Source organism: Aquimarina brevivitae (genome assembly GCF_004216895.1).
GTDB lineage: Bacteria > Bacteroidota > Bacteroidia > Flavobacteriales > Flavobacteriaceae > Aquimarina > Aquimarina brevivitae.
Genome location: NZ_SGXE01000001.1, coordinates 1,646,504 through 1,661,322, shown reverse-complemented (window position 1 = coordinate 1,661,322; position 14,819 = coordinate 1,646,504). Strand labels below are relative to the sequence as shown.

The window sequence follows — 14,819 nt, the reverse complement described above, 5'->3', positions numbered from 1 at the left end:
GTCAAATATAACAGGTATTACATTGAAAGTAAAATAATACACAATTTTAATCCAAAAAATCATTTAGAAATTAGTTTTACAAATACGTTATCCGCAAATTTCTTGGTGATGGTTTCCTCTTTATTCTCAAAACCAATACGCAAAGAGTTATCAAATTCGCGGATTTCCAAGACTTCGATTTCTGAACTTAGCATTAAACCTATATTGGACACATATCTAAGAAAATCCACAGACCCATCATTCACTGCAACCAGCTTGCAAGTGTCTCCTTCTTTAACGGAAGAAAGCATCACTTTTGGAACCTCTACATAATCCCCCTGAGCATTAGGTATAAATTCACCGTGCGGATCTTTCGCCGGAAAATCCATAAAACGCTCCAATTCATCAATAAGCTTATGAGACTTTATATGCTCTAATTGCTCAGCGACTTCGTGCACTTCATCCCAGGTAAAATTTAAATAATTATACAAAAAAGTTTCCCAGAGTCTGTGCTTACGTATTAAACGAACAGCTACTAAGCGACCTTCTTCCGTTAATTCCAGCTTACCGTACTTTTTACTACTAACGTATTTTTTTGAAGTAAGCTTTTTAATCATATTGTTACTCGAAGCCGGCGAAACACTCATATAATCCGCTAATAAATTATTCCCAACCTTTTCATTTTCATTATCATTTAATAATTGAAAAATAGCTTTGAGATAATCCTCTTCACTTTTCGTTAAATTTTGTAGATTTATTTTGTTAGTCATAACTAACTTTTCTAGTTTTGCATTTATAACATTACAAATTTAATAATACTAATGAAAATAAATAGCATAAGTTTACTTACATTTTTTTCTTTGCTTATTGGCGGTTCTATAATAGCACAAGAAACGACACCCCCTCCTCTAGTAACAGACAGACCTGATGCAACCGAATCCCCAACTGTTGTACCTATAGGTACAGTTCAAATTGAAACCGGTGCTTTCTATGAAGAATCAGAAGACCTAAATGTGGTACTAAAAAACACAACTTTTAATACTACATTAATGCGAATCGGCCTTTTAGAACGGTTAGAGTTAAGAATCGGTTGGGATTTTTCCGAAATTAAAACTGAAATTGACGGTACAGAGCTGAACACAGTACAAAATGGATTGTCGCCGCTATTGTTTGGTGCCAAAGTAAATATTACAGAAGAAAAAGGATTGCTACCAGAAATTGGTTTGATCGGGCATATCTTCCTTCCATTTACCGCTTCGCAGGATTTTAGACCCGAAACTACAGGCACTAATTTTAGATTTTCTTTTGCTCATACCCTAAGTGAAAAGTCGAGTTTATCCTATAATATTGGTGCGGTTTGGGGTGATGATTCTCCTGAGGCAGCCTATATATATACCTTGGCATATGGATATAGTGTTACCAATAAATTTGGGTTGTATGCAGAGTTATATGGAGATTTTCCGGAAGACAGCCAGGCTAACCACCTATGGGATGCTGGTTTAACCTATCTGGTTACAGATTTGATCCAATTAGATGCTACAGTTGGATCCGGAATTCAAAGTGATCAAAACTTGTTATTAAGTGCTGGTGTAAGTATAAGATTACCAAAATAAACGATAGTATGAAAAATACCATAGCTCTTCTTTTTTTATCGGCGTTACTTTTTTCTTGTAACTCCAACCAAAAAACAGAAAATGAAAAACTACAGGTTGTTGCGACAACAACTATGATCGCAGACTTGTTACACAATTTAGGTGGTGATAGCATAGAATTACAGGGACTTATGGGTGCTGGGGTTGATCCGCATTTATACAAAGCCAGCGAAGGAGATGTAAGTAAATTGCTTAATGCAGATCTTATTTTTTACAATGGATTGCACCTAGAAGGAAAACTGGTAGATGTTTTTGAAAAAATGGAATCCCAAGGAATTAAAACCATTGCGGTAGGCGAAAGTATTGAAAAGTCGGAGCTTATCGGATCTGATTACTTTGCTTCTAACTACGATCCTCATATTTGGTTTAGTGTATCGAATTGGAAAAAAGTAACTGAGTTTACTACCAAAAAACTTATAGAACACGATCCGAAAAACAAGTCTTTATATCAAAAAAATAGCGAAACCTATATTAAAAAATTGGATCAATTACAGCAATCGCTGATTGCTAAAATAGAAACCCTACCTAAGGAAAAGCGTATTTTGGTTACCGCACACGATGCATTCAGTTACTTTGGTAAAGCATACGGCTTTCAGGTAGTAGGATTACAAGGACTTTCTACCGCTACTGAAGCAGGTGTAAAAGATGTTCAGAAATTAGCTACTTTTATAATAGAACAAGAGGTGAAAGCGATTTTCGTAGAAAGTTCAGTTCCAAAAAGAACGATTGAAGCCCTGGAAGAAGCTGTTAAATCTAAAAACCACTCGGTAACTATAGGTGGCACATTATATTCAGATGCGCTAGGTAATCCTGATACTAATGAAGGAAATTATCTGGGTATGTTTGCCTATAATGTAGACACCATCATAAACGCACTACAATAATGGAAGATCAAATAGCTGTAAAAATTGATGACCTTACTGTCGCATATGATTACAAACCTGTGTTGTGGGATATTGATTTGGCAATTCCTGAAGGTGTGCTTATGGCTATTGTTGGACCTAACGGTGCTGGAAAATCTACCTTGATTAAAGCTATCCTGGACATTCTAAAACCAATAGCAGGTAGCGTGGAGATTTATGGTAAGCCCTACAAAAAAAATAGAGCCCTAGTTGCATATGTTCCTCAGAAAGGTAGTGTAGATTGGGATTTTCCTACAACCGCGTTGGATGTAGTGATGATGGGAACTTATGGAAGCCTTGGCTGGATTAAGCGTCCAGGTCAAAAAGAAAAAAAAGCAGCGTTAGAAGCTTTGGAAAAAGTAGGAATGTTATCCTTTAAAAGTAGGCAGATTAGTCAGCTTTCAGGTGGGCAGCAGCAACGTATTTTCTTAGCAAGGGCTTTGGTTCAAAATGCTTCTATTTATTTTATGGATGAACCTTTTCAGGGAGTAGATGCTACCACAGAAAAAGCAATTATCAATATTCTTAAAGAATTAAGAAAAGCCGGCAAAACAGTGGTGGTAGTACATCACGATTTACAAACTGTACCAGAATATTTTGATTGGGTTACCTTTTTAAATGTAAAGAAAATCGCTACTGGCCCGGTAAAGGACATCTTTAATGATGATAACCTTACCAAAACCTATGGAATCAATTACAAAGTTGCCATAACGCAGTAAATTTTTTAAGTAAAAGCTACATGGAGCTAAAAGAATATTTTGAATTTCTAATTTCGGACTACACCCTAAGAACAATATCTATAGGAACTGCAGTGTTAGGAGCTATCTGTGGTATGTTAGGTAGTTTTGCGGTGTTAAGAAAGCAAAGTTTATTGGGAGATGCCATATCCCATGCTGCTTTACCAGGGATCGCCATAGCTTTTTTAATTATCGAATCTAAGAACAGTGTAGTGTTTCTTATCGGAGCATTACTAAGCGGTTTGCTCGGTACATTTTGGATTCGAGGAATAGTCAACAAAACACATTTAAAATCTGATACCGCTTTAGGTCTGATTTTATCTACTTTTTTTGGTTTTGGGATGTTGCTATTAACCTATATTCAAAAGATTCCTAATGCTAATCAGGCGGGGTTAGAAAGTTACTTATTTGGTCAAGCTGCAACATTAGTGGAAAGTGATGTTTGGTTAATGAGTGGGGTTACTGGAATTAGTTTTATTATTTTACTACTGTTTTGGAAGGAACTAAAAATCCTGCTCTTTGATCCGGACTTCACCAAAACAATTGGCTTCAATACTAAATTTCTGGATATTCTAATCACATCCTTTATTGTTGTCGCTATTGTACTTGGCTTACAAACAGTGGGTGTCGTATTAATGAGTGCAATGCTTTTGGCGCCTGCAGCTGCCGCAAGGCAATGGACAAATAAACTAAGTACTATGGTCATTGTAGCAGCGATCTTTGGAGCTTTATCTGGGGTAATCGGCACGGGAATAAGCGCCAGTTCCAATAATTTATCCACAGGTCCTATAATTGTTATAGTCGCGGCTATTTTTGTACTCTTTTCATTTGTGTTTTCTCCCGGAAGAGGGCTGTTATTTAGAGAAATACGATTTAGAAAAAACAGAAGAGACTTACAATTACACAAAACCCTTTCTTTTATGTATCATATTGCTAAAGATCACGCTAATATTTCACATCCACACGCAATTAAAATACTCAACAACTTTCAGGGGTTTACCAGAAAAACATTAAAGCAACTTGAAGATAAAAATTACATATCACTTGATGGAAATATGTGGCAAATGACACCTACAGGCTACGAAAAAGCCGCTACCCTATATGATCAAATAAGTAAGTCCGATGAATAGCGCGCAAATTGAAATACAACTTATTGCTAGTTTGGTTGCCATAGCTTGTGCAATTCCAGGGACATTCTTGGTGCTTCGAAAAATGGCATTGATAACCGATGCAATTAGCCATTCTATTTTACCGGGAATTGTTATTGGTTTTTTTATAACTCACGATCTTTCCTCTCCTTTACTGATTCTGTTAGCCACTGCAAGTGGTGTACTGACTGTTGTCTTGGTGGAGTTTATTCAAAAAACAGGTTTGGTTAAGGAAGATACTGCTATTGGATTAGTTTTCCCTGCCTTGTTTAGTATAGGTATTATTCTTATTTCTAAAAATGCCAGCGATGTCCATTTAGATATTGATGCGGTGTTACTAGGAGAATTAGCCTTTGCTCCTTTTGATAGAATTACCGTTGGAACTACCGATCTCGGACCCAAATCACTATGGATTATCGGAAGTATTTTAATTACTACGCTACTATTACTTATTGCTTTTTTCAAAGAATTAAAAGTAAGTACATTTGATAAAGGATTAGCTGCCAGCTTAGGTTTTTCGCCGGCAATTATTCACTATGGACTGATGACTGTTTCTTCAGTGACAACGGTTGGCGCCTTTGATGCCGTAGGTGCTATTTTAGTGATTGCATTGATGATTGCACCAGCAGCCACCGCCTACTTATTGACACAAGACCTTAAGAAAATGTTACTTTTAGCTACATTATTTGGTATAACCGGAGCTATTCTTGGTTATTGGTCAGCCCACCTATTAGATGCTTCAATATCCGGATCCATTACTACAGTGTTAGGAATAGTGTTTTTATTAGTGTATTTATTTGCAAAAAATAAAGGCTTAATATCTGTACTGTATCGACAAAAGCAACAGCAAAAAGAAGTATTATTACTTACTTTTTTACTGCATCTTCACAATCATTCTGACGAAGAAGAAGAAAGAAAAGTAGCACATCTCAACGACCATATCAATTGGCAAAAGGTAAAATCAAGAACAGTGCTTTCCCTAGCTTTAAAAAATAATATGATTACCATCGACAATCAAATCATAGCACTTACCGATAAAGGAAAAACGTTTACTGAAGAAGCCATTAACTATATCATTACTAATAAAGATACTGAGATCGAAAAAATGAAAGACCGGTTTTTCTTATTCAGAGGATAATTTTATTCCATTGAGATGTAACATTTTTGCTCACTATATCACCTATAGGGAAACATTTTACTCTTTTTTGATTATGAGAACTTTCTTAATTGTACTGGGTAGTGTGATCACATTGGGTATCATCCTTGTAATAGCACTATTTATTTATGCAAAAAATATAACTACTAAAGTTGCTGATCCAGCGGTAAATCATTTGCAAGTCACAGAGAACATCAACAGACCAAAAATTGATTCTATTTATAAGTACAGCAAAGAATTTCCTAACAATACACAACTTGCTATTGCCTTTATCAATGATGAAAAAGTTGACTACTATGGGATCAAAAGAAAGAGCGACACGCTAAGAACAATCTCTAATAAAGATTCTGTCTTTCAAATCGGATCCATTACTAAAGTATTCAATTCAACGCTTCTCAGCGATTTTATTGTTAATGATCAAATAGACCCTACAAAACCAATACAAGAGTACTTAGACATTACCCTACATCAATATCAAAAAGACGGAGCAAGTATAACGTTACAAAATTTATCAAACCATACTGCTGGATTACCAAGAGTACCTCCCGGTATGATGACATCTTCCTTGCTAGATCCAGATAAAGTTTATGAAAACTACACAGAAGAGAAGTTAGAAGCATACTTAACTACAGAAATGGAGCCCAAGACCAAACCTGGATCCAAAATGGCGTATTCTAATTTAGGAGCAGGTGTGTTAAGTTATACGCTTTCTAAACTATCGGGCAAAAGTTTTGAGCAACTATTGCAAGAGCGAATTTTTAGCAAATACCAGATGTCACATTCCTCTAGCAGAAGAGAAATGGTTGATGATATTACTGTCAAAGGATTGAATAATCAGGGAACTCCCACTCCTTCCTGGAAATTTTCAAGTATGCACGGTTTAGGAGCTATGTACTCTAATGTTGAAGATCTATCAAAATTTATGAAAGCAAATTTTGCTAAAGACTCAGTACTTTCCTTACAGCGAAAGCCTACCTTTTCTATATCTGACAAACGATCTATAGCTTTAGGCTGGATGATAAGTAAAAGAGAATGCGCCAATTGGTTTTGGCACAACGGCGGTACTCAGGGCTATAGCTCTTGTTTAGTTATTGACCCAACAAACAAAACTGGCGTAGTGATCTTATCAAATGTCAATGCTTTTTATCCTGAGCATTCCAATATTGACAGGTTATGCTTTACATTAATGGAAATGCTGTAAAAATAACAAAAGAGACTTTTTAGGTCTCTTTTGTTATTTGATCTATTATTTTTTGATGCTAAAATTCTCGTTTCGGATCAAAAGCTTCTAAATATTCTTTAACCCGTTGTACAAACTGCCCTCCTAGCGCTCCGTTTACTACTCTATGGTCATAGGAGTGTGATAAGAACATCTTATAACGGATACCAATAAAATCACCTTCTGGTGTTTCAATTACCGCAGGCACTTTACGAATAGCTCCTAGCGCTAATATACCTACCTGAGGTTGATTGATAATAGGAGTACCCATAATACTACCAAAAGTCCCCACGTTAGTTACCGTATACGTACCCCCCTGGATATCGTCTGGCTTAAGTTTATTCAATCGAGCTCGATTTGCTAAATCATTTACAGCTTTAGTCATACCAACCAAATTAAGCTGATCCGCATTTTTAATCACAGGTACAATTAGATTACCATCTGGTAAAGCTGCAGCCATCCCAAGATTGATATTCTTTTTCTTTATGATTTTATCGCCTGCAACCGAAATATTAATTAACGGAAAATCTTTGATCGCTTTGGCTACCGCCTCCATAAAAATAGGCGTAAAGGTTATATTTTCACCTTCACGTTTTTTAAACTCATCCTTAACTTTCTTACGCCAATTCCAGATGTTGGTTACATCGGCCTCGATAAAGGATTGCACGTGAGCTGAAGTTTGTACAGATTCGACCATATGATGTGCAATCATTTTACCCATTCTGGTCATTTCAATAATCTCATCCTCTCCTGATGCTACCACTGGCTCTGCTTTAGGAGCTTTCTTCTCTACCGATTGTACTGGAGCAGTTTTTGGCTGAGTTTTAGGCGCTGCTTCAGGTGCTGTTTGTGGTGCAACGGTTTTACCTGCTTTACGATCCTCAACATACTGTAGAATATCATTTTTGGTAACTCTTCCATCTTTACCTGTTCCTTCTAAAGCCTCTAATTCTGCTAAAGAAATATTTTCTTCAGTAGCAATGTTTTTTACCAAAGGAGAATAAAACTTACTTCCTTCAGTATAATCCGCAGTTGTATTTTTTGCTGTTTCCGAAGCTGCTTCTATTTCCTGTTCAAGATGTGCTACTTCTTCAGTAGCTGTCTGCTCTTCTTCTTTTACCGAAGACTCTGGTTCTTTTTCGCTAGTCTCTTCTTGCTCCCCATCAATTTCAATAATAGCAAGAGTTTGCCCTACTTGAACTACATCGTCGACATCAAAAAGTTTCTCTACTAAAACCCCTTCAACTTCACTCGGCACTTCACTATCTACTTTATCTGTTGCAATTTCTACTACAGGATCATCTAACTCAATAGTATCTCCTACTTCTTTTAACCAGGTTGTTATTGTTGCTTCAGCAACGCTTTCCCCCATCTTAGGTAGCTTAAGCTCAAACTTTGCCATATTCTTAAATAAAAGGGTTAATAAGTTATTTTTTTTGCGAATTTAATTAAATTTCGCTTTTAGTATTAATTTTTATTTACTAAAGTTTATTTAAAACGATCACCTCTCCTTTACCATCACTAAAATCGCTTCCAACGAAATAATTACATCCCGTTGGTTTAATTTTAAATGTAAAGTTATTTCTCTGATACATATCCATTAAATAAATAATCTCCGAATAAGAGATGTAATCAGCATCTAACAAGATTTCGATATCCTTGGTAAGATACTTTTCCAATGATTTACTTCTTTCTAAGATAACATTTTTATGTCGAGTTTTCTTTACTTGCTGCATTAAGTCTAGATCATCACTTATTAAAAGATAAAAATCAATAGCTCTTTTTGTCCTTTTGGTAATTTTAGCTGTCTTTAACAGCGAAACAATTCGAATGCCTGAAGATACAATAGTATCCACAAGCAGATTATACTTAAAATGTTTTCTATAAAAAATACGCATTGCACCATAAAAACGTTGGATATATACTGCATTTTTAACTGTGCTTTCGCCTTTAAAATGAATGGCAACGTCCTCTCCACTATACCAGTTTTCTTTGCCTTCTTTCTGAATTGTAAAAGAAAGATCAATATCTTCCCCATACATAAAATAGGCCTCATCAAATCCTTTTACTTCCATGAATAAAGCGCGTTCTAGGATCATAAATGCACCAACCAAAACATCGACTTTACCTACTTCCTTCGGATTTACGTGGGTTGCATAATAATTTTTTGTCTTTCCAATTTTGATCCCAAAAAGCCTTTTAAATGATGTATATGGAGAAGGTACATTACGTTTACTTTCTGGTAAAAAACGACCAGCTCCGTCGATAAGCCTGGGACCAATAATTCCGGAAGCCGTACGTTCTTTTAATTTAGAAATTAACGAGTTAAAAATAGTTTTAGGAACTACAATATCCGGGTTTAAAATACATACATATGTTCCTTTAGCTACAGCAACTCCTTGATTAACCGCCCTAGCAAAACCAACATTCTCTATGTTTTCTATTAAAATCACCTCCGGGAAATGAGCTTTCACCATAGCGCAACTTTCATCCTCAGAAAAATTATCCACTACAATAATTTCTGCATCTATATCCTGCAATGCTTGAATAGTACTCAAAATACAGAGTTCTAAGAAGTAGCGTACCTTATAATTAAGAATGACAACAGAAAGTTCCAGATAGCATAATTTTTAGGAGTTGAAATTAAGGCTTTTTCAAAGCATTTTCAAAGGGAACCCGGTTTAAAATACTTCTTCCTAATGTTATTTCATCTGCGTATTCCAACTCATCATTCACTCCAATTCCTCTGGCAATAGTTGAAGTTTTAATGGGCATATCTTCAAGTTGCTTGTAAATATAAAAATTAGTGGTATCGCCTTCCATCGATGCGCTAAGCGCAAAAATTAATTCTTCTATAGCTCCAGATTTTACTCTTTCTACAAGAGAAGCAATGTGTAAATCCTGAGGACCTATACCATCCATAGGACTTATTTTACCACCTAACACGTGGTAGACTCCTCTATATTGACCTGTAGCCTCTATTGCCATCACATCTCTAATATCCTCAACTACACATACTAGACTGTCCAATCTTGAGGTATCCGCACATATGTGGCAAATTCCGGTATCACTTATACTATAGCAAGTTGTACACAACTTGATATCTTTTCGCAAACTTGCTAACGCCGACACCAAATGATCCGTTTGTGATTCAGGTTGTTTTAACAAATGAAGCACCAATCGCAAGGCTGTTCGTTTCCCAATACCCGGTAGTTGGGACACCTCATATACTGCTTTTTCTAAAAGTTTTGATGAAAATTCCATTACCTTGCAAAGGTAGTAAAAGAGACGTATCTCCTGCCAGCTATTTTATAAATAACTTGAACTACAATTATAATTTTTAGTCAACTAAACTGCTTTTAGTATTTTTACAAAAATTAAAAATCATGTTTGATTCACTTTCTGAAGAAACCCAGCTATTGGTAATGGTGTTAGGTTTAGCCTTACTTTTTATTTTGGTAATGTGGAATACCAAACGGAACTCTTCTAAATTTTACGGGCGTAAAAAAAGGGATTTCAGAAAGAATGTTCAAGAAAAAAAGAAAAATAGAGATGAAGATATACACTAAAACTGGTGATAAAGGTACAACAGCTTTATTTGGTGGAACGCGGGTCCCTAAGCATCACCTCCGTATCGAAGCCTACGGTACAATCGATGAGTTAAATTCGCACATTGGGCTCATCAGGGATCAAAACATTGATGACAAAAGTAAGGAACTCTTAATTTCCGTACAGGATAAGCTGTTTACCATTGGTGCAATTATGGCTACTGATCCTGAAAAAGCAACCTTAAAAAACGGATCTAAACGATTAAACATTCCTACTATTGTTGATGAAGACATCGAACAATTGGAGCAAATCATGGATGATATCGACACCACCCTACCCACCATGACACATTTTGTATTACCCGGTGGACACCAAACTGTGTCATTCTGTCACATCGCCAGATGTGTTTGTCGCCGTGCTGAGCGATTAGCCACCGCTTTATACGAGATTTCTCCATTTGAAGAGAATACACTAAAGTATTTAAACCGACTATCTGACTACCTTTTTGTACTGGCACGGAAGTTGACCTATGATTTAAAGGCAGAAGAAATAAAATGGATTCCCAAGAAAGAATCTTAAAAAAAACTATAAAATTAGTTGTAGTAGTGCCATAAAAATCACGTTCTTATAATTATTGTTTAAATAATTGATTTTTTACTTGACTTTTTCAACTAAAAATTTATTTTTGCAAAAATCTTAAACCAGTAAAACTATGTATTGGACATTAGAATTAGCGTCTTATTTAAGTGACGCACCTTGGCCAGCTACAAAAGATGAATTGATTGATTACGCTATTCGTACTGGAGCTCCTCTTGAAGTGGTAGAAAACCTACAGTCGATAGAAGATGAAGGAGACTCTTATGACTCAATCGAAGAAATCTGGCCAGATTATCCTACAGATGAGGATTATCTATGGAATGAAGATGAATATTAATTAACATCGAAAATAAATCAAAAGTCTCGAAAGAGGCTTTTTTTTTGCTTAAATTGTGGCGCTTTTAGAGAGCTACAAAAGCATTAGAACTATTTATATAATTACAAAAACGGTTTGTCATTTGTCTTACCATCAAATAACAAGCTAAAAAATATAACCATTACTTATGGGAATTTTAGATTCTGTATTAAAAGTATTTGTCGGAGACAAATCCAAAAAAGACATTAAAGAAATACAACCCAGGGTTGAGCTCATCAAAAAAGCTGAAGAAACCCTACAAGGATTATCGCATGATGAATTACGCGCTAAGACCGCTGAATTCAAAGCTAAAATCAATGAAGCACGTGCGGAGTCTTTGAAAAAGATAGAAGACCTACAAGATCAAGCCAATACTACGGATAATATCGATGAAAAGGAAGATATCTATGCCGAGATCGATAAATTAAAAAACGATGCTTACGAGGCCTCCGAAAAGGTACTTAACGAAATATTACCAGAAGCTTTTGCTGTTGTTAAGGAAACCGCAAAACGATTTGCGAATAATGATCAAATCGAAGTTGCTGCGTCTACCTATGACAGAGAATTGTCCGGAGCCAAAGATTATGTTTCCCTGGAAGGCGAAAAAGCCATATGGCAAACAAGCTGGGATGCTGCCGGGAAAGAAGTTACCTGGGATATGGTTCACTATGATGTACAGTTAATCGGTGGTATCGCATTACACGAAGGAAAAGTTGCCGAAATGCAAACAGGTGAAGGTAAAACCTTGGTGGCAACGCTACCTGTATACCTTAATGCATTATCGGGTAATGGAGTACATTTGGTAACGGTTAACGACTACCTGGCAAGACGAGATAGTGAATGGATGGCTCCGATATTTCAATTCCACGGGCTTTCTGTTGACTGTATCGATAATCACAGACCTAATTCAGCAGAGCGTAGAGCTGCTTATAATGCAGATATTACTTACGGAACTAATAATGAATTTGGTTTTGATTACTTAAGAGATAATATGTCTCACGCCCCTGATGATCTTGTACAGAAACCACATAACTATGCAATTATTGATGAGGTGGATTCCGTACTTATTGATGATGCCCGAACGCCATTAATTATATCAGGTCCGGTACCTAAAGGAGATGTCCACGAGTTTGATGAATTAAAACCAAAAATTGCTGATATTGTTAGTGTACAGCAAAAATACCTTACCACTGTTTTAGCTGAAGCCAAAAAACTAATTAATGAAGGCAATACCAAAGATGGTAGTTTTAAACTATTACAGGTTTATAGAGGAATGCCTAAAAACAAAGCATTAATCAAGTTTTTGAGTGAAGAAGGAGTAAAACAAATGCTTCAAAAAACAGAAAACTTTTATATGCAGGATAACAATAGAGAAATGCACAAAGTGGATGCTGATCTTTACTATGTTATCGAAGAAAAGAATAATCAGATAGATTTAACCGACAAAGGTGTAGATTACATTTCTGGTAAAGAAGATCCAGAGTTCTTTGTACTCCCCGAAATCGGTATGGAAATCGCCAAAATAGAAAGTTTAGGGTTATCTAAAGAAGAAGAAGCAGAAAAGAAGGAAGAACTTTTTAGAGATTATAGCGTTAAGAGTGAACGTATACATACCCTAAGACAATTGTTAAAAGCATATTCACTATTCGAAAAAGATGTTGAATATGTAGTAATGGATAACAAAGTAAAAATTGTTGATGAGCAAACCGGTCGTATTATGGATGGCCGTAGGTATAGTGATGGTCTTCACCAGGCTATAGAAGCAAAGGAAAATGTAAAGATTGAAGATGCTACCCAAACATTTGCTACGGTAACACTGCAAAATTATTTCAGAATGTACAAAAAACTGTCGGGTATGACAGGTACAGCAGTTACAGAGGCGGGAGAGCTTTGGGAAATTTATAAATTAGATGTTGTAGAAATTCCGACTAACAGACCTATTGCGAGAAAAGATAAGGAAGACCTCGTCTATAAAACAAAGCGCGAAAAATACAATGCTGTTATCGAAGAGGTGGTAGAATTATCTAATGCAGGTAGACCTGTACTGATTGGTACTACCTCAGTTGAAATCTCTGAATTATTAGGGCGAATGTTGAGTATGCGAAAAATACAACACAATGTATTAAATGCGAAACTCCACAAAAAAGAAGCAGACATTGTAGCAGAAGCCGGAAAAAAAGGTATGGTAACCATTGCTACCAATATGGCCGGTCGAGGTACAGATATTAAGCTAAGTGATGAGGTAAAAGAAGCTGGCGGTTTAGCGATAATCGGTACAGAACGCCACGACTCCAGACGTGTAGATAGACAGCTTCGCGGTCGTTCTGGTCGTCAGGGAGATCCTGGTAGCTCTCAGTTCTATGTATCCTTAGAAGATAATTTAATGCGATTATTTGGATCGGAGCGAATTGCTAAAATGATGGACAAAATGGGACTCAAGGAAGGCGAGGTTATTCAGCATTCTATGATTACTAAATCCATTGAACGCGCACAGAAAAAAGTAGAAGAGAACAACTTTGGTGTAAGAAAACGTCTATTAGAATACGATGACGTAATGAATGCTCAGCGAGAGGTGGTTTACAAAAGAAGATACCACGCGTTATTTGGTGAGCGCTTACGTGTTGATATTGCAAATATGATATTTGATACCGCAGAAGTAATCACCGAGGGTAATAAAATAGCTCAGGACTTTAAAAATTTTGAGTTTGAGTTAATCCGTTATTTCTCTATGAGCAGTCCAGTTTCAGAAACTGAGTTCGAAAAAATGGATACTCAGAAAATAACTGGAGCAGTTTATAAAGCCGCATATCAGCATTATCAAGATAAAATGAAGCGCAATGCTGAGATCGCTTATCCTGTTATCAAAAAAGTTTTTGAAGATCCAAGTAGTAATTACGAACGCATTTTAGTTCCATTTACAGATGGTGTAAAAAGTTTAAATGTAGCTACCAATCTTGAAAAAGCATATGAAACAGAAGGTAAACAGCTGATTACTGATTTTGAAAAAAATATCACTTTAGCCATTATAGATGATGCCTGGAAGACGCATCTTCGAAAAATGGATGAACTTAAGCAAAGTGTGCAGCTAGCAGTTCACGAACAAAAAGACCCATTACTTATTTACAAGTTTGAAGCCTTTGAATTATTCAAAGCGATGATCGAAGAGGTTAACAAAGACGTAATTTCATTCTTATTTAAAGGAGAGTTACCGACAGGTAACACACAAGATATTTCTGAAGCGCGACAAGTACGACGAAAAGAAAATCTTGAAACCACCAAAGAGGAAATTCCAAATATGGATGAAAGAGCAGCTATGAATCGAGCTGCAGGACAAACACAACAAAGACCGCAAGTCACTGAAACGATTGTAAGAGAACAGCCTAAAATCGGTAGAAACGATAAGGTTACCATCAAGCACGTAATGAGTGGAGAAAATAAAACCTTGAAATATAAACAAGCTATTCCTTTATTGGACAAGGGAGAATGGGTGCTTGTGGATGAATAAAAGATTGCTTTAGGTTTAAA

At 36.2% G+C, this 14,819-nt stretch carries 14 protein-coding genes; 10 read left to right on the top strand and 4 right to left on the bottom strand.

What is annotated here, in order from left to right; all coding sequences use genetic code 11:
• Window positions 1-59: 59 nt before the first annotated feature.
• Complete coding sequence (locus EV197_RS07340; RefSeq protein ID WP_130286070.1) at window positions 60-749, bottom strand: metal-dependent transcriptional regulator; 690 nt, start codon at window positions 747-749, stop codon at window positions 60-62.
• Between the two features lie 51 nt (window positions 750-800).
• Here EV197_RS07340 and EV197_RS07335 point away from each other — a divergent pair, with 51 nt between their 5' ends.
• The 6 genes from EV197_RS07335 (at window position 801) to EV197_RS07310 (ending at window position 6,775) form a co-directional block, all read left to right on the top strand.
• Complete coding sequence (locus EV197_RS07335; protein ID WP_130286069.1) at window positions 801-1,592, top strand: transporter; 792 nt, start codon at window positions 801-803, stop codon at window positions 1,590-1,592.
• Window positions 1,593-1,600: 8 nt separating this feature from the next.
• Window positions 1,601-2,515, top strand: coding sequence for a metal ABC transporter solute-binding protein, Zn/Mn family (locus EV197_RS07330; RefSeq protein ID WP_130286068.1), 915 nt, complete (start codon window positions 1,601-1,603; stop codon window positions 2,513-2,515).
• On the top strand, window positions 2,515-3,252 hold the full coding sequence (locus tag EV197_RS07325; protein ID WP_130286067.1) for a metal ABC transporter ATP-binding protein: 738 nt from the start codon (window positions 2,515-2,517) through the stop codon (window positions 3,250-3,252). The genes EV197_RS07330 and EV197_RS07325 overlap by 1 nt, the downstream gene beginning before the upstream one ends.
• A gap of 20 nt (window positions 3,253-3,272) precedes the next feature.
• A complete protein-coding gene (locus EV197_RS07320; protein WP_130286066.1) occupies window positions 3,273-4,400 on the top strand; it encodes a metal ABC transporter permease in 1,128 nt (375 codons plus the stop codon).
• Window positions 4,393-5,556: a metal ABC transporter permease gene (locus EV197_RS07315; RefSeq protein WP_130286065.1), complete on the top strand. Its 1,164-nt coding sequence runs from the start codon at window positions 4,393-4,395 to the stop codon at window positions 5,554-5,556. The genes EV197_RS07320 and EV197_RS07315 overlap by 8 nt, the downstream gene beginning before the upstream one ends.
• A 73-nt stretch (window positions 5,557-5,629) precedes the next feature.
• Complete coding sequence (locus EV197_RS07310) at window positions 5,630-6,775, top strand: serine hydrolase domain-containing protein (RefSeq protein ID WP_130286064.1); 1,146 nt, start codon at window positions 5,630-5,632, stop codon at window positions 6,773-6,775.
• 58 nt (window positions 6,776-6,833) lie between these two features.
• Here the strand turns inward: EV197_RS07310 and EV197_RS07305 are convergent, their stop codons facing one another.
• The 3 genes from EV197_RS07305 to recR all read right to left on the bottom strand — a co-directional run bounded on the left by EV197_RS07305 (window position 6,834) and on the right by recR (window position 10,057).
• Window positions 6,834-8,195 carry a dihydrolipoamide acetyltransferase family protein gene (locus tag EV197_RS07305; RefSeq protein ID WP_130286063.1) on the bottom strand — a complete coding sequence of 454 codons (1,362 nt, stop codon included), beginning with the start codon at window positions 8,193-8,195 and terminating at the stop codon, window positions 6,834-6,836.
• Window positions 8,196-8,274: 79 nt separating this feature from the next.
• Complete coding sequence (locus tag EV197_RS07300) at window positions 8,275-9,393, bottom strand: glycosyltransferase family 2 protein (RefSeq protein ID WP_278042547.1); 1,119 nt, start codon at window positions 9,391-9,393, stop codon at window positions 8,275-8,277.
• Window positions 9,394-9,436: 43 nt separating this feature from the next.
• A complete protein-coding gene (recR, locus tag EV197_RS07295; RefSeq protein WP_130286061.1) occupies window positions 9,437-10,057 on the bottom strand; it encodes a recombination mediator RecR in 621 nt (206 codons plus the stop codon).
• A gap of 122 nt (window positions 10,058-10,179) precedes the next feature.
• On the opposite strand from recR, the gene EV197_RS07290 reads away from it, so the two are divergent.
• From EV197_RS07290 to secA, 4 genes are all read left to right on the top strand, one after another.
• Window positions 10,180-10,362, top strand: coding sequence for a hypothetical protein (locus tag EV197_RS07290; protein ID WP_130286060.1), 183 nt, complete (start codon window positions 10,180-10,182; stop codon window positions 10,360-10,362).
• Window positions 10,346-10,921, top strand: a complete 576-nt coding sequence (locus tag EV197_RS07285; protein ID WP_130286059.1) for a cob(I)yrinic acid a,c-diamide adenosyltransferase — start codon at window positions 10,346-10,348, stop codon at window positions 10,919-10,921. Before EV197_RS07290 ends, EV197_RS07285 begins: the two co-directional genes overlap by 17 nt.
• 133 nt (window positions 10,922-11,054) lie before the next feature.
• Window positions 11,055-11,276: a DUF2795 domain-containing protein gene (locus tag EV197_RS07280; protein ID WP_006989959.1), complete on the top strand. Its 222-nt coding sequence runs from the start codon at window positions 11,055-11,057 to the stop codon at window positions 11,274-11,276.
• A gap of 166 nt (window positions 11,277-11,442) precedes the next feature.
• Window positions 11,443-14,799, top strand: coding sequence for a preprotein translocase subunit SecA (secA, locus tag EV197_RS07275; RefSeq protein WP_130286058.1), 3,357 nt, complete (start codon window positions 11,443-11,445; stop codon window positions 14,797-14,799).
• Window positions 14,800-14,819 lie beyond the last annotated feature (20 nt).